This window comes from Spirosoma utsteinense, assembly GCF_014282275.1.
Classification (GTDB): domain Bacteria; phylum Bacteroidota; class Bacteroidia; order Cytophagales; family Spirosomataceae; genus Spirosoma; species Spirosoma utsteinense.
On record NZ_VFIA01000003.1, the window covers coordinates 153,334 to 173,589 of the forward strand.

General features: G+C 51.9%; 13 protein-coding genes and 1 tRNA gene. 6 read left to right on the forward strand and 8 right to left on the reverse strand.

Going from position 1 to position 20,256, the window contains the following annotated elements; translation table 11 throughout:
- Positions 1–86 precede the first annotated feature (86 nt).
- Together FH603_RS03110 and msrB are read right to left on the reverse strand one after the other, a co-directional pair.
- Positions 87–2,789: a T9SS type A sorting domain-containing protein gene (locus FH603_RS03110; RefSeq protein WP_235985226.1), complete on the reverse strand. Its 2,703-nt coding sequence runs from the start codon at positions 2,787–2,789 to the stop codon at positions 87–89.
- Between the two features lie 118 nt (positions 2,790–2,907).
- Positions 2,908–3,315: a peptide-methionine (R)-S-oxide reductase MsrB gene (gene msrB / locus FH603_RS03115; RefSeq protein WP_186735988.1), complete on the reverse strand. Its 408-nt coding sequence runs from the start codon at positions 3,313–3,315 to the stop codon at positions 2,908–2,910.
- Positions 3,316–3,498: 183 nt separating this feature from the next.
- Between msrB and FH603_RS03120 the strand changes: the two genes are divergently transcribed.
- Positions 3,499–5,415 carry a RecQ family ATP-dependent DNA helicase gene (locus tag FH603_RS03120; RefSeq protein WP_186735990.1) on the forward strand — a complete coding sequence of 639 codons (1,917 nt, stop codon included), beginning with the start codon at positions 3,499–3,501 and terminating at the stop codon, positions 5,413–5,415.
- Between the two features lie 69 nt (positions 5,416–5,484).
- On the opposite strand, the gene FH603_RS03125 is transcribed toward FH603_RS03120, so the two are convergent.
- Positions 5,485–5,557: transfer RNA gene (locus tag FH603_RS03125), tRNA-Met, on the reverse strand.
- 144 nt (positions 5,558–5,701) lie between these two features.
- On the opposite strand from FH603_RS03125, the gene era reads away from it, so the two are divergent.
- The 4 genes from era (at position 5,702) to FH603_RS03145 (ending at position 9,569) form a co-directional block, all read left to right on the forward strand.
- Positions 5,702–6,622: a GTPase Era gene (era, locus tag FH603_RS03130; RefSeq protein WP_186735991.1), complete on the forward strand. Its 921-nt coding sequence runs from the start codon at positions 5,702–5,704 to the stop codon at positions 6,620–6,622.
- A gap of 107 nt (positions 6,623–6,729) precedes the next feature.
- The gene (der, locus tag FH603_RS03135; RefSeq protein ID WP_186735992.1) at positions 6,730–8,037 is read left to right on the forward strand and encodes a ribosome biogenesis GTPase Der; all 1,308 of its coding nucleotides are present in this window, start codon (positions 6,730–6,732) and stop codon (positions 8,035–8,037) included.
- 74 nt (positions 8,038–8,111) lie between these two features.
- Positions 8,112–9,050 carry a DMT family transporter gene (locus FH603_RS03140; protein ID WP_186735993.1) on the forward strand — a complete coding sequence of 313 codons (939 nt, stop codon included), beginning with the start codon at positions 8,112–8,114 and terminating at the stop codon, positions 9,048–9,050.
- Positions 9,051–9,257: 207 nt separating this feature from the next.
- Positions 9,258–9,569: an ArsR/SmtB family transcription factor gene (locus FH603_RS03145; protein ID WP_186735994.1), complete on the forward strand. Its 312-nt coding sequence runs from the start codon at positions 9,258–9,260 to the stop codon at positions 9,567–9,569.
- Positions 9,570–9,654: 85 nt separating this feature from the next.
- On the opposite strand, the gene ruvB is transcribed toward FH603_RS03145, so the two are convergent.
- Together ruvB and FH603_RS03155 are read right to left on the reverse strand one after the other, a co-directional pair.
- Entirely contained in the window at positions 9,655–10,683 is a 1,029-nt protein-coding gene (ruvB, locus tag FH603_RS03150; protein ID WP_186735995.1) for a Holliday junction branch migration DNA helicase RuvB, read from the reverse strand.
- Positions 10,684–10,783: 100 nt separating this feature from the next.
- A complete protein-coding gene (locus FH603_RS03155) occupies positions 10,784–14,458 on the reverse strand; it encodes a PKD domain-containing protein (protein ID WP_235985224.1) in 3,675 nt (1,224 codons plus the stop codon).
- A gap of 232 nt (positions 14,459–14,690) precedes the next feature.
- Between FH603_RS03155 and FH603_RS03160 the strand changes: the two genes are divergently transcribed.
- Positions 14,691–15,722, forward strand: coding sequence for a PorP/SprF family type IX secretion system membrane protein (locus FH603_RS03160; protein WP_186735996.1), 1,032 nt, complete (start codon positions 14,691–14,693; stop codon positions 15,720–15,722).
- 99 nt (positions 15,723–15,821) lie between these two features.
- On the opposite strand, the gene FH603_RS03165 is transcribed toward FH603_RS03160, so the two are convergent.
- The 3 genes from FH603_RS03165 to FH603_RS03175 form a co-directional block, all read right to left on the reverse strand.
- Positions 15,822–17,072: an aspartate kinase gene (locus tag FH603_RS03165; RefSeq protein ID WP_186735997.1), complete on the reverse strand. Its 1,251-nt coding sequence runs from the start codon at positions 17,070–17,072 to the stop codon at positions 15,822–15,824.
- Positions 17,073–17,152: 80 nt separating this feature from the next.
- Positions 17,153–19,087 carry a 1-deoxy-D-xylulose-5-phosphate synthase gene (gene dxs, locus FH603_RS03170; RefSeq protein WP_186735998.1) on the reverse strand — a complete coding sequence of 645 codons (1,935 nt, stop codon included), beginning with the start codon at positions 19,085–19,087 and terminating at the stop codon, positions 17,153–17,155.
- 245 nt (positions 19,088–19,332) lie between these two features.
- The gene (locus tag FH603_RS03175) at positions 19,333–20,256 is read right to left on the reverse strand and encodes a rhomboid family intramembrane serine protease (protein WP_186735999.1); all 924 of its coding nucleotides are present in this window, start codon (positions 20,254–20,256) and stop codon (positions 19,333–19,335) included.

Here is a 20,256-nt window from a genome sequence, read left to right on the forward strand (position 1 = left end):
TTCGTGGCTGTTCTTAACAAAAATACGGATGCTACTACCCGAAGTAATGGCATCCGTATTCTCGTTAACTAAACAAGCAATGGCTATTACCGCGCAATAATAACCTTTTGCGTCAGCACTACATCACCGGCCTTAAGCCGAACAATGTACAAGCCGGTAGGCAATGATGTCAGGTCGAGTTGATGGCTGAGGGTGGTGCCGCCCACTTTTAGTATCGACTGGCGTAACGCCTGGCCCGTAGGACCGGTAACGGTCAGGCCCGCTTCGGCTACGGCGGTGTTCAGTTCAGCTTCTATCCGGATCAGGCCCGTGGTAACCGGGTTGGGATAAACCGTAAAGCGGCCAGCGGTTACGGGCTCTGTTGCCAGCACCGGCGGAGGGGGCGGTACCTGAATCTGCAGATTATCGACGGCCCACCCCCAGCCATGCGCCAGCTGATCGGCAAAAAGTCTAAATCGAATCAAAATCGTTTGCCCCGCCCTGAAGTTGCCCGTGGCCAGCAATGGAATCTGGCGTCGTTTGAAAAGCGCCGGCGTCCCTATGGTGGCCGAGTTTTGCTCCCCAGGGGCACCCTCAACAGGGTTACTGTTGTAGGCTACCAGCCAGTCTGTCTGATCATTGGAATCATACCCGTTGACTAATGGCCGCCAGTTTCTCCCGTTATCGCTGGAGCCTTCGACAATGACATAATCGTAGAAATTGTCGCCACCAAACGTGCTCCCCTGATCGCCGGGCTCTACCAGTACCACCTCATCGTAGCGCATGACCGCACTGTCGGGGTTGGCCTTTAGTGTGATGGGAGCCAGCAGCACGTATTCGTAATTGGACTGAAACTGATAATCGCTGCCGTTGCGGTACGGATGTTCAGAGTGAATGGCCGGATTGGTGAAACTGGCCGGGGTGGTTATGCTGAAGCCGTAGCCAACAAAATCGGTAGCCGCCGTAGCATTCTGAAATGTATTCTCGTACCGGTCACGCGCGGCTTGCGGACTCACGACGGTCAGTTGGTAAAAGCCCGTTGCGGGATTGATGGATTGATTTCTGGTCCGCGACGAATCCCGCGCTACGATTCGGTACGTGATCTTGTCGCCCGCCGTTAACGAGTTTGCCGGAAAGTTGATCTGATTGACATACAGACTATCGTACACAAACCCATTGACCGCTGCCCGATTGTAGCGCAATGGTAGCGCAGGCCGCGCCTGACCATTGACCTGGTATTCGACATAGGCCGTGTCTACTCCCGTTGGCCGATCGTCGGAAATGGTGACGAAGAGCGGCAGACTGTCGGCAAGGGCAGTAGTAAAGATGAAGTTTTTAGCGGGGCTATACCGGATGGTAGGCGGCACATTGTCTGGTCCAATCTGTACACGGTGCAGTGCCTGTTCTCCGGCGGGCCGTTTGCCGGGGCTGGTAAACGTGCGGCCCGAGGCATCCTGTGCCTGAAAATAATACCAGATATCGCCCTGCGCCTGAGCAGCCGGGAGGGTATAGCGGTATTCATCGGTCGTGCCGACGCGGGTGGGTGTAATAGCGATAAAGGTCGAATCCGTTCTGGTAGTGGGACCTCTGCGATAGAAAAGCCGCACCGACCCGGCTGTTAGCACCGTATCGCTGATAACGCGGGCGCTGAACACCAGATCCCGGATATCCTCACTGCTCACCAGAGGATCATGCAATATCGATGTCGTTTTCCACTCCATGTCCGACATGATATTCAGCACCAGCGGCCCCGGCGCATGAATCGCTTCGGCATTTCCCAACTGGGGCGTCATCAGCGAATTAGGGTTTCGGGCCGGGTAGGTGCTTTCGTCAAGGTGATACAGACTCGACCCACGGTCGAAGGTGGCGGGGGCGTAGATCTTGGCGCGCTGACCGGTATTTTGCCGAAGCAGTTGACCGTTCAGAAAGAGGTTGTTGCCCGTCAGCTGGCGAAACAGCGCGTTCGAGTTATCGGGATAAAGATCCGTGGCGGCAACCAGGTGCTGCCCCTGCGCATTTTCGATAAAATGGTCGTATACGCCCGGAAATCCGCTCGATAGATACTGGCCCACATTCCCGTTTTCGGGAACGCCGAAATACCCGATGAATCCCAGGCCATGGCATATTTCGTGCAGCACGACCGAAACCAGATCGGTTTGCCCCGCAGGCGGATTGGCGTCGATACCATAATACCAGTTGTTGTTACGGTTGAACGAAGCAACGATATCAGCCGAGTCCGGATTGTTGAGTTGACGGCGCGCAATTTTTTCCGCCAGCGCAATGGCATAAATACCGTTTGCTTTCTGTGTCCCCTGAGAACCCACCCGCACATCGGTTGGACCGGCAGAGCCCAGCACACCCCGGTCCTGCTGCACCCAGTTGGCCTGAATACGAATAGGTACCGACGATACGAGGATGGTAGACCAGATGTCGACCGCGTACTGAAAAGCCCGCTGCGCTTCGGGAGTGAAACCGGTATAGGAAACGATGAACTGAGACGTAGCCGCCAGCCGACCGTTAGGATTCTGCCGGGCTTTCAAAAAAGCGGCCGGGGGCAGAATTTTCGTGAACTCGTTACGATCGATCTTATAGCAGATGGTTTTAGGAACCGGCAGGCTATGCAGCTGCCGCACAAACTGATCATAAGCCGGGGAGGCTGGACCCGCCCGCTTGACCGCTTTCGTAGCCGTTTCGGCCCTGGTTATCGGTTGTACCTGCCCCCAAACCGGAAGCGCAAGGCCCGCCATGATACTCCACATCAACGCAAGCGCAGCCTGGACAGGCCGGGCCGAAAAATTCCGATAAAACATGCAGGTTTGTAAACTTAGGTCAATAGGTTGATACGTTCGTTTCGCGCATGGCGTTGCAGGCGACCGGATTATAACGAATAGTTTTACGTCCGATTGCCCGCAACTCACGCAGACTAGCCTATTTTGATTCTTCAGCCTGTTTCAGCACCAGCGATACCGAATTCAGGCAATAGCGCATGCCTGTAGGTTTAGGACCGTCGTTAAAAACATGGCCCAGGTGGGCATCACACACATGGCACAACACCTCGATACGAACCATACCGTGGCTGTAATCTCTTTCCAGCCGAACGCGCTCTTCGGCAATAGGTTCGGTAAAGCTTGGCCAGCCGGTACCCGACTCGAACTTGGTCGTCGATTCGAAGAGTTCGGTGCCGCAGCATACACAGGCATACAGGCCGGGCTCGTGTGCTTCGCAGTATTCACCCGAAAAAGCACGCTCAGTACCTTTGCCACGGGCTACCCGGTACTGCTCCGGCGTTAATTGCTGCCGCCACTCCTCGTCGGTCTTGATAACTTTCTGGATCATAGTCATTCATCCTGTTGATTGGATAACAGGTATAAACCTAAACCACATTGTCGCCCGATTTGTCTTTTCAGGATTGTAAATTTGCACATAGGTTGGACGGCCACGTCCGACAGCCTGTTGGCTACTTCCTGATCAGCAACTTAGCCGGACGGCTATCGGACGTGGCCGTCCACTACACATGAAATGACCACGCGGCAGATATTACAGCAGTTTTGGGGATATGACACGTTTCGGCCTATGCAGGAAGACGTGGTCAACACCGTTCTGAACCGGCAGGATGCACTCGTGCTGATGCCCACCGGCGGGGGCAAATCCATCTGCTTTCAGGTACCTACGCTGGCCATGAAAGGCGTATGTATCGTCGTTACGCCCCTCATAGCGCTCATGAAAGATCAGGTCGAGCAGCTGCGTCGGCGGGGGATTCCGGCAGCGGCTATCTACGCGGGCATGAACTACCGCGAAATTGACACCATACTCGACAACTGCATCTACGGCAACACGAAATTCCTGTACCTCTCTCCCGAGCGGCTACGCACCGAAATGGTGATCGAGCGGACCAAGCTGATGACGGTCTGCCTGCTGGCCATCGACGAAGCGCACTGCGTCTCAGCCTGGGGTTACGACTTCCGCCCACCCTATCTGCAAATTGCTGAATTCCGGGCGCTGATCCCCGACACGCCCGTCATTGCCCTGACGGCCTCAGCCACCCCCGATGTGCAGACCGACATCCTGGATAAGCTGGCCATGCGCTCGCCGGAAATATTTAAGCAAACGTTTGCCCGGCCAAATCTATCGTACTCAGTCATGCTGGAGGAGAACAAGGAAAACCGCCTGCTGCGTATTCTGGAACGGGTGTCGGGTTCAGCCATCGTTTATGTCCGCAGTCGTAAACAAACACAGCAGGTAGCTCAACTCCTGGACCGGCAGAACATTTCTGCCGACTTCTACCACGCTGGCCTGACAAACGAGCAGCGGTCGACCAAACAGGATGCCTGGATTCAAAACCGGACCCGGGTCATGGTGGCGACCAATGCCTTTGGCATGGGTATCGACAAGCCCGACGTTCGCGTGGTTGTTCACCTCGATGTACCCGACTCGCTCGAAGCCTATTACCAGGAAGCAGGCCGGGCCGGGCGCGATGGGCAAAAAGCCTATGCCGTTATGCTCTACACAACCGGCGACCTTGAAAGCCTGACCTTCCGGACAGAGCAGTTGTATCAGCCAGTGGCCATGTTACGCCGGGTGTATCAGGCCATTGCCAATTACACCGCCGTTCCGCTCGGCGGGGGCGAATTCAACAGCTACGATTTCGACCTGAGCGCCTTTACCACGACGTTCAATCTGCCTCCGCAGGAAACGCATTACGCCCTGAAACAGCTTCAGCTGGAGGGCTTCATTCAACTGAGCGAGAATTATTACCGGCCATCCAAGCTAACCCTGACGATGGACAACCGGCAACTGTACGAGTTTCAGGTCCTGAACCCGCGCTTCGACTCGTTCCTGAAACTGATTCTGCGCATGTATGGTGGCGAGGTGTTCACGGAGTTTATTACCATTTCGGAAACGGCGCTGGCACTGGCTTATAAGATCAACCAGAGCGAGGTGGTTACGCTCCTGGAACAGTTGCATCAGCGCAATGTGATCATCTACGAGAAACAGAAGGACAAACCCCAGCTCACGTTCCTGACGCCCCGCTACGATGCCCCATCGCTGCCTATCAACTTCACCGAACTGAACCGGCGGAAGGAGCTGGCTATGCGTAAAGTTCAGTCGGCTATTCTTTATACCGAGCACCCCACTCAGTGTCGGACCCGCCTGTTGCAGGCTTATTTTGGCGAAAAACCCGGTGAGCGGTGCGGCATCTGCGACAATTGCATCAAGAAGAAAAAGTCTTCGGAAACGTCAGCTCCTTCGCCGGTAGTACGGGAACAGGTGCGCGATTATGTGGCGCTGGCTAACGGCCCCGGTGTATCTCCGAAGCAATTATCTCATTATTTCGCCCAGACTGACGCCGATGCACTGGCGCAGACGGTGAAACAAATGCTGGCAGAGGAGGAGATTAAATACAATAAGAACGGGAACCTCACCCTGAATCAATAAGGGATCAGCAAAGTCAGAAAGGGCTAAACATGAAGAAGGCCACTGAAATTCAGTGGCCTTCTTACTTAGTAGCGGGAGCTGGACTCGAACCAGCGACCTTTGGGTTATGAGCCCAACGAGCTACCAACTGCTCCATCCCGCGGTGTTTGGTCTGCAAAAGTACGGAGACTTTTCGAAAATACAAGTACCTTTGTAAAAAAAGTTTTAGTGGCCACCGGAAACGTTTTCTCCGGCGAGCCGGTTGTTTCGAAAGCCACTGGTAATCAGCCAGCGGGATCACCTACGTATGAACACAAACGGAATCATCGAATTTCCGGCCGATCATAAGGCCGGCTTCGTCAGTATTGTCGGCAAACCAAATGTTGGCAAATCTACCCTGATGAATCAGCTCGTGGGCGAGCGGCTGTCTATTATCACAGCTAAAGCCCAAACTACCCGCCACCGCATCATGGGTATCCTCAACGGAACCCACAACGGCCAGGAATTCCAACTCGTTTACTCCGACACGCCCGGCATTATCAAGCCGCTTTACAAACTCCATGAGTCCATGATGAGTTTTGTGCGGGGGTCTATCGAAGACGCCGACGTAGTCCTGTTCGTTACGGATATTTTTGAGCAGCACGACGAAAACGACGTGATCGAGCGGCTGCAAAAATCAGAAGTACCCGTGCTGCTACTGATCAACAAGATCGATCAGGCCACGCAGGAGCAGGTCGAAGAAAAGATGGCTTACTGGAAGGAGCGTTTCAATGCGCAGGAGATCATACCCATCTCGGCATTGAACGGCTTCAATATGGACCGTGTCTTCGAGGAACTCATTAGCCGGCTGCCACAGCACCCACCCTACTTTCCCAAGGATGAACTGACCGATAAACCTGAACGGTTCTTTGCGTCCGAGATCATTCGGGAGAAGATATTTCTGAACTACAAAGCAGAAGTACCCTACAGCAGCGAAGTTGTCGTAACCGGCTTCAAGGAAAAAGACGACATCATTGTTGTCCAGGCCGAGATTCTGGTTGAGCGGGCAACGCAGCGGGCAATCCTCCTGGGCGAAGGTGGCCGGATGATCAAGAAAACGGGCATTATGGCTCGTGAAGAACTCGAACGCTTCTTCGGCAAAAAAGTATATCTCGAACAATTTGTTAAAGTCGAACCCGATTGGCGGCAGAAAGAGCGGATGCTCAAGCGCCTGGGATACGATGAATAACAGGTAAGCAAAGTGCGTCGTAAGTCGTAAAGTCGTAGCAGTCAACTATATGGCTGGCGACAAACACTTACGACATCGTTGACTTACGACTTTTATGACTTTATAAAATGGCAAACATAGTTGCAATCGTTGGCCGCCCGAATGTGGGCAAATCCACGCTGTTTAACCGGTTAACGGAACAGCGACAGGCCATCATGGATAACCAGTCCGGCGTCACACGCGACCGGCATTACGGCACAGCTGAATGGAACACCCACTACTTTACGGTCATCGACACGGGCGGCTACGTCGTTGGGTCGGAGGATGTATTTGAAGAATCGATCCGGGATCAGGTAGAGATTGCTATTCAGGAATCGAGTGTACTGCTGTTTTTGGTCGATACCCAAACCGGCATTACGGGGCTGGACGAAGACTTCGCCAATGTCCTGCGCCGGTCGAAAAAGCCAGTGTTGGTCGTAGCGAACAAAGCTGAAACGGCCGATCGGGCGCACAGTGCGGCCGAGTTCTACGGTCTTGGTTTGGGCGAACCTTACCCGATCTCGTCCATGACAGGTACCGGTACGGGCGACTTGCTGGATGAAGTTATCAAGCATTTTCCGAGCGAAGGCATTGAAAACCCGGATGAGGGTATTCCCAAAATCGCTATTCTGGGTCGGCCAAACGTGGGTAAGTCATCTTACCTGAACGTACTAACGGGCCAGGAGCGTAGTATCGTCACCAACATTGCGGGTACTACCCGCGATGCCATCAATACACGCTACAAAGCCTATGGCAAAGACTTCATCCTGACCGACACAGCGGGTATCCGTCGCAAAGCCCGTATCGATTCAAACATCGAGTTCTACTCGACGTTACGGGCTCTGAAAGCTATGGAAGATTCGGATGTGTGTATCATTATGCTCGATGCTACGCGTGGTATGGAGGCTCAGGACATGAACATCATTGGTCAGGCGATAAAAGCCAAGAAAGGTGTTGTTATCATGGTGAATAAGTGGGATGCTGTAGAAAAAGACCAGCGTACTGCCGATGTGCTTCGAAAGGAGATGATTCAGCGATTGATGCCTATCGATTACCTCCCGATCATTTTTGCCTCGGTACACGAGAAGCAACGCATTTTTCAGGTAATGGAAAAAGCGATGCAGGTTTACGAGAACAAGAGCAAGAAGATAACCACGTCGAAGCTTAACGAAGCCATGCAGCCGGAGATTGAGAAATATCCACCGCCATCGCTGAAGGGTAAGTTCGTCAAGATCAAATACATGCTACAGGTGCCGACCCCATCGCCAACGTTTGTATTTTTCTGTAATCTGCCCCAGTACGTACCGGAGGCCTATCAGCGCTTTTTAGAGAACAAACTCCGTGAGCACTTCGACTTTGACGGCGTGCCCATTACTGTGTTCTTCCGCCAGAAATAAGCCCTCGGCCTTGCCATAGTTAAACCCTGCCCGCAGCATTCGACTGCGGGCAGGGTTTTTATTTCGTTCCGCTTATGCCTATGCCACTTTCCTCATCCCGTACCCGCTACTGGCTGGGTGCTTTTCTGGTGTTTCTGGCGGCTTTCTGCTTTGCCAGTAAGGGTATCCTGATCAAGCTTGCCTACCAGTATCCCATCGATTCGATTTCGCTGCTCACGCTACGCATGTTGTTTGCGCTGCCATTTTATATAGCCCTGGCAATACGACTCTCCCGGCAGGGCCCGCCCATGCGGTTGACAATCCGGCAGTGGGCGACGTTATTTTTTCTGGGCATCACCGGTTACTACGCAGCCAGCTTCTTTAATTTTCTGGGCCTTGTTTACATTACGGCCAGCCTGGAGCGTATTCTTCTTTTTACTTACCCAACATTCGTGCTGCTGCTAAATGCTGTTGGTTTTGGTCGGCAGGTTACGCGATTGCAACTACTGGCCCTCGCCCTGACCTACGCGGGAATTTTGCTGGCCTTTGTTGGAAACATCGATACTACTGTTCAGAAAGACGTGATGCTGGGCGCTTTCTGGGTTATTTTGAGCGGACTTGTCTACGCTGTCTACCTGGTTGGCAGTGATCGGGTGATTGCCCGCGTTGGGTCGCAACGGTTTACGTGCTACGCCATGATGGCGGCTACGGTTCCAACGGTGCTGCATTGTGCTTTTGAAAACGGATTACAGCTGAGCGGCTACCCCGCGTCCGTTTATATACTCGGTTTGAGCATGGGTATTTTTGTGACCGTTATTCCCACACTTATGATTGCCGAAGGCATCAAGCGCATTGGATCTGGCAATGCTTCGATCATTGGTAGCGTTGGCCCCGTATTTACCCTTGTCTTATCGACTACCATTTTGAACGAATTGATCAGCTGGCAACAGATTGCCGGAACATTTCTGGTTTTGGCAGGCGTTTTCTTAATTGGATGGCGCGGTAGCAGTCAAATGAAGCTTGAATCCGAATAATAAACTTACGTTACACATTCATTACTAACTATATAGAAAGAATTAGTCACATATATGAATGTTTTCAACTATAAATGACCTTTCATTTTATTATTAGATTTCAATCAACCTTTAAATAAATTATATCTCACATTAGATCATGTAGGCAGCTATTTCTGTCTTAATTAATATAATTTTATTGATAACATGCCTGATAACTAAACTATTATGACTACGGACAAAGTTATGAACGACGATAAGCGCGTTGAAAAAGCGGCTTATGTATTAAAAGCGGTTGCGCATCCGCTTAGAATTAAGATCATTCAGATGCTGAATGAAAATAAAGAATTGAACGTATCTACGATCTACAAAAATCTACATGCTGAGCAATCTCTTATCTCTCATCATTTGATCAACATGCGTGATAAAGGTATCCTAGATATACGGCGTAGTGGTAAAAACATCTATTATTTTTTGGTAGACACCACGGTATCGGAGATCATTGAATGTATCTATAAAAGTAAAATCCTGAACGGATAATCGACTACAACAGCGCACAAAAAACTGCCTGCAAGACTCGTAGAGAGAAGTTTGCAGGCAGTTTTTTGTGCGCTGTTGTAGTCGATTATCCGAATAATTCACCCGCTTTGAAGTGCGGAACGATACCGAGGTGTATATACGCTTTCTCTGTAGCCTCGCGGCCGCGTGATGTACGTTTAAGAAAGCCTTCCTTAATCAGAAATGGCTCATACACTTCTTCGATCGTTTCCGCTTCTTCACCACAGGCGGTAGAAATAGTAGTCAGGCCCACGGGTCCTCCTTTAAACTTCTCGATAATGGTCGTTAAAATTCGGTTGTCCATATCGTCCAGCCCGTTCTGGTCAACTTCAAGGGCGCTGAGTGCAATCTCAGCAATGTCGACGTTTATATAACCATTACCTTTCACCTGAGCAAAGTCGCGCGTACGACGCAGCAGGTTATTGGCAATACGCGGAGTACCCCGACTTCGGCGGGCGATCTCGTAAGCACCCGTTTCGTCGATAGCTGTACCCAGAATAGCCGAAGACCGCTGTACGATACCGGTCAATAGTTCGGCATCGTAGTATTCCAGCCGACAGCTGATTCCAAACCGGGCCCGCAGCGGAGCTGTCAGCATACCCGCCCGGGTAGTAGCGCCAATGAGCGTAAACGGGTTCAGCTTGATCTGAACCGTACGGGCATTGGGGCCGGAATCGAGCATGATATCGATCTTGTAATCTTCCATAGCCGAGTACAGGTACTCCTCCACGATGGGGTTGAGCCGGTGGATCTCGTCGATGAACAACACGTCATTAGGCTGAAGGTTGGTCAGTAGGCCAGCCAGATCACTAGGCTTATCCAGGACCGGCCCGGACGTCATTTTGATACTGGCATTGAGCTCGTTGGCAACGATGTGTGACAGCGTCGTTTTCCCCAAACCAGGGGGGCCGTGAAGCAGCACGTGGTCCAGTGCGTCGCCCCGCTGCATGGCCGCCCGAACGAATACTTCGAGGTTATCGAGTACTTTGGCCTGACCCGTAAAATTGGCGAACGAAAGTGGTCTGAGCGCCCGTTCGATCTCCTTATCGGTCGTCGTCATTCCTTCGCCGGAGCCTTTCAATAAGTCGTTTCGCATGAGTTGTGGTTGATGCAAAACCCTGTCTGACGCCCCGGAAAAACGGGTGATCTGACAAAGTCGTTTACGTCAAATTTACGAAAAAAACCGCAGAAAAGCATCACCGGATCAGCAGAACTGACCCCTGTTTTATAACCCGTTTCCGGTCTGGAAATGACTCACTTTTATAGCTGATTACGTACGGATACAGCATGGATGGGTAGGCCTCTCCGCGATACATACCGTCCCATTTCTGTTCGGGATTGGTGCTTACAAAGATCACTTCACCCCAGCGGTTATAGATCCGGAATTCGTAGTCCGACACGTAAGCGGTAAACACCTGCAGGTCGTCGTTCAATCCATCGTTGTTGGGCGTAAAGGCGTCGGGGATGTTGACCCGTGGCTCACATAGATCCAATACCCGGGCGACACCCGTGGCCGTACACCCTTGCGGATCAGTTACCCGAATACCGTATTGACCGGCCTGGCTAACGGTAATGGATTGGGTCGTATCGTTACGGGGTAACCACAGGTAGCGCAATCCCGAGCCGCCACTGGCCGAGAGTTGTACGCGGCCCTGGTCGCCTTCGCAAACAGAAGCTTCCCTGGTGAAGGCGAACGTCGGCACCGGTCGATCCGCTACCTGTACCGTGCTGCGCCCCACACAACCGGTTTGCGTGTTGCGCACGACAAGATTATACGTCCCTGTCTGCGCCACATAGATCGTTGGCGTTGTCGCATTGGTATTCCACAGGTAAACATTACCGGGCTGATCTCCATCGAGCGTAGCGAGCAAAACGGAATCGCCGACGCATTTCAGTTGATCGGGCCCAAGCCGGGCAAACCCGGTGCTGTCCAGCCCCACCCGAATGCTATCGAGTAAGGCTTTGCATCCTCTGGCGTCGGTAATCTGCACAGTATACAATCCCGGCGCGGCTCTGTCGAAGACGGGTGTTGTGGCAATCGGGTTGTTATTCTGATCGAGCCAGGTATACCCGGTTGCCGTACCTCCCGATACGTTCAGGCTGATTGTACCGCTGTTGGGTATACTACAGAGGGCATCTTTCACCTGTGGCGTCAATGCAAGCGTATTCTGCGGTGATCGTAACGCAAACGAGGTATCGGCCTTACAGCCATACACACTATCGGTAGCGCTGATTCTGTACGCGCCTTCGGGCAGGTTGGACTGCCGGTTGGTGTTGGAAGGTAAGATGGCACCGTCGCCCTGGGTCCAGGTATAGAGATAGATTCCCGCCGGGGTAGGTGTCAATTCAATCACTCCATCGGACGATGTGCACGCGGTGGGTGGCGTCAAGGCAGCCCGCAGAACAACCTTTGGTAACTCACGAACCCGGATGGTGTCGGAGTTTTCGCATCCCGAGGAATTAGTCGCGGTAACGCTATATGTACCCGCTACAGATACACTCGTCGTGCGCTCGGTACCACCGTTGCTCCAGGCAAACTGATTCCAGGTCTGTTGCGGCACCCTCAGCGTGACCGACGATCGATAGCAGAACAGCGTATCCGGGCCCAAATCGAGTGATGGGACCGGTTTGATCTGCACTTCAATGGTATCACTCTTGAAACAGCCGCCGTTAGCCGCCAGACCAACTACGAGGTAATAGCCCGGCCGGTCCAGTTTCAGAGTCTTTTCGCGGCTGACTACCCGCCCCCCAATCAGCCACACATATACTGTTGCCTCGACTTTCAGATCGAGCGTTATGCCTCTTTTGTTGCAGATTGCGGTATCGGCCCCCAGATTTATGTCAGGGGGCGTTTCAACGATATTAAGGGTATCGAAGATGGTCGTGTCTTTACAGATACCCCGCCCGTTGCTCAGCTGGGTAACGATACGCAGACTGATTAGGTATTCTCCCTTCTGTGTGTACGTATGCGTAATTGGCTGAAGCGCCGTTGTTGAAACAGGGCGGCTGCCATCGCCAAACGTAAGCGTATAGGTTTCTTTGAGTTTTGGACAGTTCGGGCTGATCTGAAATACCGTCGGCTGGTTAGCGCAAGTATCGCCGTACGCAATACCCGGTCCACTGGAGTTGTCATTGAAGTTGGCAACCAGGTTGGGCAGGCCTAACTGGCTGTTTTTTCCGCCCAGCGATTGCCCGTTCGGGTTAAAGATCAAACTATCCAGTAACCCGCCATTCGGATTCTCGATAGTCCCCAGCGATGAACTACCCTGAATAGCGACGTAGAGCCGCCCGTCGGGACCAATCTGTACAGAACCGTACTGACGCGTGGTGCTGCTATCAACCACCGTTCGGGAACTGGCCAGCAGCGAATCCCGCTGATTCAGGTCATACTTCACAATGTATGAGGCTCCTTTCTGGCTTCCGTCTGCATTGGTGTCAGCCAGCATCGTCACATACAGGCTTTCGCCATCGGGCGAGAACTCGACTCCGTAGGCTTTAGGGGGTGCAGGCCCCAGCTGAAGCGTTCGATTAAACGTCATCTTGCCTGTAGAGTCATTGAACGTATACAGATCGACCGAGTTCTGGGGCGGGCCGGGAATAACGACCGCCATTGGCCGATTGCCTTCATTACCGCCGGTCGTGTCGGCTGGACCAATTTTTATATACCCTTCCGCCTGTGATAATGAGTCGATTTTTTGACCGCCTTCATAAGTTGTCAGCGTAGGTGTTTCGCTGCTGGTGAGGTGGCGAATTTCAAATCTGTTCGTACCAAAAACGCGGGTGATTACCCAGTAGGTGGAGTCCCGATCATTCCGTACCGAAGCCGACTGTTCAGTGCCCTGACTCGACACCGGAACGTTTTTCTCAACAATGGCACCTTTGCCCCCGTTCTGGCGCATATCGACGACGCTATAGGTCAGTCTCTTCTGCCCGCGAATTTCAGCCGTTGTGTACACGTAATATAGATACTCACAGCCACGGCAGGTAGGCTTGGGCACGATGAGCGCCGATTGGGTAGAGTTTTTATTACCGCCGAGTGGCGTTTGAACGGTAGCCGTATCACCCGGTACCAGTGATTTTAGTGGCGTGCCATCCTTATCGAATATAGTTACGCCATCGGTATAGAACAGCAGAATTCCTTTTGTGTTGGCAATGGATGATGAGCCTTCAATGGTGCTCAAATTTCCATCGGTGATTGGCGCAGGCGTCCCTCCCCCACTGAAATCCAGCCCCGCGTTTTGACCAAAATACCATTTTACGCCCTGCGACTCTTTTTTCTCACCGCATACGTCTACGTTGATACGGTCCTGGTACGTACATCCGTTGGGATCGATGGCTTCGACAGAATAACAGCCAGAGCTATCAACCTGAATCGTTTGCGTTGTATCGCCCTTTGGGTACCACAAAAACCGAAGACCCGACTGGGGCGGGCCACTTGCATAGGGATTAAGCGTTATGGCTTCTCCGGTACAAATGGTCGTATCCGTCTTCCAGTTTATGAATGGCTGAGGACGTGGGTAGATTGTAACACTAACAGGTTCGGTAACTGGTTGAGTTATCCCACCAATAGTACGAGTTAGCCTGATTTCATAACTACCTTGTTGCTGATAGACGTGCCGGGCTATCGCGTTTCCCTGAGTTGTGACCGTACTGCCGTCACCAAAGTCCCAAAGCCGGGTTGTAACCCCGGTCAATGAACTGTCGGTAAACGTAATAGAATCGGCTTTGCATTCCTGATCAGGGACACAGGTTTTGCCACTGATTTGAAACGAAGGTACGGGTGCCTGCGAATAGGCTTCAGACAAGCCTGCCAGCATGAACAGCATCGCCCAAATCCCGATGAAATATGTATGACTTCTAGAAGTTAACATGAAGAAACGTTGACTATGCCCATCCACTCAATTTCATCCCTCAACATAACAGACGACAGGGGCATTACGTTAGTATAAACGAAACCTCCGCGTTAAAATTTTATCGCTTCACAACCGAGAAACGCCTATAAACCATCTAATTTTATGGATAGATTAAGCCTGCTGGTATGTCCGTTTCGTTTATGTTACTATACCGGACAAGTTGGCCTAATCTTTGCCATAGTTTGCACTTATGAGTAAGCACTATTTACTGACGTTTGTGGCCATTTTTCTGAGTCGGTTGGTCATGGCCCAGGACCCGCAGTTCACGCAGTTCTACGCAGCCCCCCAGTACCTCAACCCAGCCTTTGCCGGCTCGGCGCTGGCTCCGCGCATTACCGCCAACTACCGGAATCAATGGCCCGCCATTACCAATTACGTCACAACGATGGTTGGCGTTGATCATTACATAGAAAAATTTAATAGTGGGGTCGGTTTACTGATCATGAATGATAACCAGGGACAGGGAAACATTCAGTCGACAGAGATTGGCCTGCAATATGCTTACCAGTTTCAGGTTAGTGAGTCGTCCTTTGTTCGCTTAGGCCTCCAGGGCTCTTATGTGAACCGGAATATCAACTACTTCGGCTTAACCTTTGGCGATCAATATACCGATCGGGGCTTTATTCAGAATAGTGTCAGTGGCGATGCCGGCTTGCTCGGTGGCTCGCCCCGTAACAAATACCTGGACTTCTCGACAGGCGGCCTGTTTTATTCCGATTGGTTCTGGATTGGTGCATCGGCTCATCACCTTAACCGGCCAAGTCAGGATTTTGTCGTGTCGTCCAGCGGTCGGTTACCCATGAAAGGGAGTATCCATGCCGGACTGCGTATTCCACTGGCCGGTTATACGGGCCTGGTCGATGAGATGGACCGCGAGATCAGCTTCTCGCCGGTTATTATGTATAAATTTCAAGGGAAATACGACCAGTTGGATCTGGGTGCCTACCTAACCTATTCGCCCATTACGATTGGTGCTTATTACCGCGGCATTCCCTTCAAGAAATACAATCAGACCATCAACAATCACGATGCGGTGGCCCTGCTGGCCGGTTATAGGGTCGATAAATTTTCGATTGGCTACAGCTACGACGCTACTATTTCGACGCTCGGCAACAGTGGAGGCTCTCACGAACTGTCGCTATCCTATATTTTTGAGAAGCCCGAAGGCCGTCGGGGTGGCCCTAAAAAGCGTAACCGCGCCCTGCCCTGCCCGAAGTTCTAACGTAACGCGGACTTTAGTTCGCCGGCAACCTCCCAATCTAAACGGGCAGACGTCTCTGTTCGCTTTGATTAGGAGGTTGCCGGCGGACTAAAGTCCGCGTTACATCAGGTCTTTCGCTACCAGCTGCACGGTATTTCGGCTTTTTTGCTCCAGCAACAGTTTCTTATTTACCAGCACCCGGTCAATAGTCGCCTGGTCGTAATACCGTATGGTAACGAGTTCGAGCCCGTCGTTGTAGCTCACCCGGAAATCCTGTTTCAACTGGTCCAGCAAAGCAGGCACCCGATCGGTATTGTCGACAACCACTGAGAAACTGATCGCCGTATTCTGCATGAGGTTGATTTTGACGCCTATCTGTGCTAACCGGCCAAAAATGCGGCTCAGGTTATCTTCGGCGATAAACGAAAAATCGTTCGGGTGCAGCGAAATCAGTACCTGATCGACTTTGAAGATGAAAGACGGAACAGACACGTTCTTCTCAAAGTTGCCAATAACCGTTCCCGGCGCGTCAGGTTTCAGGAATGACCGGACATAAAGCGGAATATTTTTATTCTGAAGCGGCTTGATCGTTTTTGGGTGAATGACCGTAGCACCATAGTAAGCCAGTTCGATGGCATCCTGATAAGTCAGTTTTTCCAGCAATACTGTATCATCGAACCATTTCGGATCGGCGTTCAACACGCCGGGCACGTCTTTCCAGATCGTGACGCTTTCGGCATCCAGGCAGTAGGCAAAAATAGCGGCCGTATAGTCAGACCCTTCCCGCCCCAGGGTTGTAGTACGGGCTGGTGCTCCCAATGTCACGGTCTGGCCAATAAACCCCTGCGTTATGGTAACCACATCTGTTGAGATAGTTTCCGTTATCAGCCGGCTCGTCTCGTCCCAATCGACACGTCCTTCCCGAAACGTAGCATCGGTCCGAATGAGCAGACGCGCATCGACCCAGCGGGTGGAGATCCCGGCCTGGGTCAGATAAGCCGCTACAATCTGGGTGGAAATGATCTCTCCCAGTGAAACGATCTGATCGTAGGTTTCATCGTATAAGTTCGTAGATGGCGCTGACAGGTAATTCGCCAGCCCGTCGATCGTTTGACCAACGGCCGAAAAATCGCCCTCCAGTTCGCCCATAATCCCCGTATGGTATGTTCGCAGCTGATCCAGCTCGCGGGAAACGACGTCGGTTTGCCCGTCTGTATAAGCCCGAACGATGCGTTCCAGCGCGTTCGTTGTCTTGCCCATAGCTGATATGACTACAACGGCCGGTTGACCCTGTGTTCTGACAATTTCGGCCAGATTACGAACGCCGGGCGCATCTTTCACGGATGCGCCCCCAAATTTGAAAACTTTCATACAGGTAAAAAAAGACAGGATTAACGGGATCAGCAGGTGGTCAGCCTGCCAATCCCGTTAATCCTGTCGAAATAAAATAACTAGACCGCTACCGTCCGTCCGGTAAACAGCAACTCCCGAACAGCATCAGCAATCCCCTGTGGGTCGAAACCACACTCGTGATGCAATTCAATCTGTTCACCATGCTCGATCACAGCGTCGGGAATACCGAGTCGTTTCACGCGGGCCATGTATCCGTTATCGGTCATAAATTCCAGTACAGCGCTCCCGAAACCGCCCATTACGCAGCCATCCTCGACGGTTACTACCCGACTGAAACGGCTGAATATCTGATGCAGTAAGGCGGTATCCAGCGGTTTTACATACCGCATATCAAAATGCGCCGGGCGAATTCCTTCTTTAGCCAGCATTCTGGTGGCTTCGACCGCATAGTTACCAATATGCCCAATGGTCAGTATAGCTACCTCTTCGCCATCGCTCACCAGACGACCTTTGCCAATCACCTGCTGTTCGAGCGGGGTCTTCCAGTTAGGCATTACGCCTTCTCCACGTGGGTAACGGATGGTGAAGGCCTGCTTTCCCTGCTGTACCTCGGCAGACTGGGCCGTGAACATCATGTTCCGCAGTTCCTGCTCGTTCATGGGGGCCGCCACAATCATGTTGGGAATGCAACGCATGTAAGCCAGATCATAAGCGCCATGGTGCGTTGGTCCATCGGCCCCGGCAAATCCAGCGCGGTCGAGGCAGAAAATAACGGGTAGTTCCTGAATACAAACGTCATGGATGACCTGGTCATAGGCCCGCTGCATGAACGTCGAATAGATATTGCAGAACACAACTTCGCCCTGCGTAGCCATACCCGCCGAGAACGTCACAGCATGCTGCTCAGCAATGCCTACATCGAAAGCGCGGGTCGGCATCGCTTTCATCATGATATTCATCGACGAACCCGATGGCATGGCAGGTGTAACACCCACGATACGCCCATTTTTCTCGGCCAGTTCGACGAGCGTATTTCCAAAAACGTCCTGGTATTTGGGGGGTTGTGGTGTGTCGTAAATTTTCTTCTTTATCTCTCCCGTCACCTTGTCGAACAGACCGGGGGCATGCCACTTGGTCTGGTCTTTCTCGGCGAGCGCATATCCTTTCCCTTTTACGGTCAGTACATGCAACAATTTGGGGCCGGGAATATTTTTGAGGTCATCCAGCACACTCACCAGATGATCGATATCGTGTCCATCGATCGGGCCGAAGTACCGTAGATGAAGCGACTCGAATAAATTACTTTGCTCCAGCAACGAACTCTTGATACCCGACTGCACCTGCGATACCAGTTCCTGAGCCGTTTTACCAAGTTTATCCATTTTACCCAACAGATTCCACACTTCGTCCTTCACCCGGTTGTAGGTCTGCGAAGTTGTAATATCGGTCAGGTATTCGCGCAGGGCACCCACGTTAGGGTCGATGCTCATGCAGTTGTCGTTGAGTACGATCAGCAGATTACTGTCTGTAGCCCCGGCATGGTTCATTCCTTCGAAGGCTTCACCAGCGGTCAGGGCTCCGTCGCCAATGACGGCAATGTGGTTCCGGGTAGTATTGCCCTGAAGCTGCGAGGCTACGGCCATACCTAAGGCCGCCGAAATAGAGGTGGATGAGTGGCCTACGCCAAAGGAGTCATAGTCACTCTCTTTCCGTTTCGGGAATCCTGATAGCCCTTTGTAAAACCGGTTGGTATGAAAGCGGTCGCGCCGGCCGGTCAGTATTTTGTGCCCATATGCCTGGTGGCCCACATCCCAGACCAACTGATCGTCGGGCGTGTTAAAAACATAGTGAAGCGCTACTGTTAGCTCGACGACACCAAGACTGGCACCGAAGTGTCCGCCATAAACTGATACGTCATCGATGATGAATTGACGAAGTTCATCGGCAACCTGAGGTAGTCGGGATTTGTCGAGTCTGCGAAGATCGTCGGGCGTGTTGATGGTGGCCAGTAAGTTACCGGGGGTAATCAGCATGTTGATAACAGGTATGCGTCTGTCTTACAACAACAAACGTACAGAATACAATGTTTCTTTCGGCAATTGGCCTGGGCAATTCTACTACGAAAGTACTTTATTTTTTGGCACAATTATAAAAAAACGAAGCCCACCACTGTCTGAATCAATTCAAAAGCAATGGGGGCTACTATTTTTGCAGGAATTTATTTGCTTACCCGGTATGGCTCTACGTCCGAATAAGTAGCAATACCTGATTTAAACGCTTAATTCCGCTGGCTTGCCCGGAACAGCTTTTGCTTTTCTTCCCGGGTCAGGCTTTCATAACCAGAGCGCGAAATTTTATCTAAAATCATATCGACTTCATCCTGATCGGGTGTCGACAGGGTAGAAGGTTGTCCACCTGCGGCTGCATATGAAGTAGCCTGTGTGCTAGCGCTGCTTCGTTGGCGATAGGATACCTTCACGGCTGGCTTCGGGCGAAGGATGTTGCTCCAGCCTTCCATTACCCAGTAGATGGGACGTCCCAGATCGGTACCGTTCTGAAGCAGTTTCACATACATGAAACCCATGAGCGCCCCGCCAAGATGGGCCAGATTTCCACCAGCATTAGCCCCCGCCGACTGGGCGATGGACATGACAATGAAAAAGAAGACGATGTACTTGATCCGTACAGGACCAAAAAACAGTAAATGAAAGGTATAATTGGGTAGCAGCGTAGCAGCACCCACAGCTACCGAAAACGCGGCTGCCGACGCACCCAGCATACGGGCGGAGTCAGAGGTGTTCTGAAAATAAGGGACCGTATTATACATCAGCAGGTAAAGCAGGCCACCGGCCAAACCACCCATGATATACAGACCAACCAGCCGTCGGTTACCCAGGTACTCGTCGATCAGGCGACCGAACCAGTACAGGAAGAGCATGTTGTACAGGATGTGAAAGATCTCATCATGCGCAAAAAAGTAGGTAAATAACGTCCAGGGTTTGTGGAGAAAATCTACGATTCCTCCCGGAATCATTAGCTGAGCCCGAATGAGGTAATAGGTATCCAGTTGCCCGCCCATGGTAAAACCAACTTTCGCCAGCAGCAGGACCAGAAACACAACCGTATTAACCAATATTAACTGCACCAACGTGTTGTTGGGCTTGTTGAATTCGCTCCGAAAATCATCGAACAACCCGCTCAT

What these genes read in the sequence shown, in the direction of transcription:
- FH603_RS03155 (WP_235985224.1), bottom strand. Translation starts at nt 14,458, where the DNA reads ATGTTAACTTCTAGAAGTCATACATATTTCATCGGGATTTGGGCGATG.
- ruvB (WP_186735995.1), bottom strand. Translation starts at nt 10,683, where the DNA reads ATGCGAAACGACTTATTGAAAGGCTCCGGCGAAGGAATGACGACGACC.
- FH603_RS03145 (WP_186735994.1), top strand. Translation starts at nt 9,258, where the DNA reads ATGACTACGGACAAAGTTATGAACGACGATAAGCGCGTTGAAAAAGCG.
- FH603_RS03175 (WP_186735999.1), bottom strand. Translation starts at nt 20,256, where the DNA reads ATGAGCGGGTTGTTCGATGATTTTCGGAGCGAATTCAACAAGCCCAAC.
- der (WP_186735992.1), top strand. Translation starts at nt 6,730, where the DNA reads ATGGCAAACATAGTTGCAATCGTTGGCCGCCCGAATGTGGGCAAATCC.
- dxs (WP_186735998.1), bottom strand. Translation starts at nt 19,087, where the DNA reads ATGCTGATTACCCCCGGTAACTTACTGGCCACCATCAACACGCCCGAC.
- FH603_RS03160 (WP_186735996.1), top strand. Translation starts at nt 14,691, where the DNA reads ATGAGTAAGCACTATTTACTGACGTTTGTGGCCATTTTTCTGAGTCGG.
- FH603_RS03140 (WP_186735993.1), top strand. Translation starts at nt 8,112, where the DNA reads ATGCCTATGCCACTTTCCTCATCCCGTACCCGCTACTGGCTGGGTGCT.
- FH603_RS03165 (WP_186735997.1), bottom strand. Translation starts at nt 17,072, where the DNA reads ATGAAAGTTTTCAAATTTGGGGGCGCATCCGTGAAAGATGCGCCCGGC.
- FH603_RS03120 (WP_186735990.1), top strand. Translation starts at nt 3,499, where the DNA reads ATGACCACGCGGCAGATATTACAGCAGTTTTGGGGATATGACACGTTT.
- msrB (WP_186735988.1), bottom strand. Translation starts at nt 3,315, where the DNA reads ATGATCCAGAAAGTTATCAAGACCGACGAGGAGTGGCGGCAGCAATTA.
- FH603_RS03110 (WP_235985226.1), bottom strand. Translation starts at nt 2,789, where the DNA reads ATGTTTTATCGGAATTTTTCGGCCCGGCCTGTCCAGGCTGCGCTTGCG.
- era (WP_186735991.1), top strand. Translation starts at nt 5,702, where the DNA reads ATGAACACAAACGGAATCATCGAATTTCCGGCCGATCATAAGGCCGGC.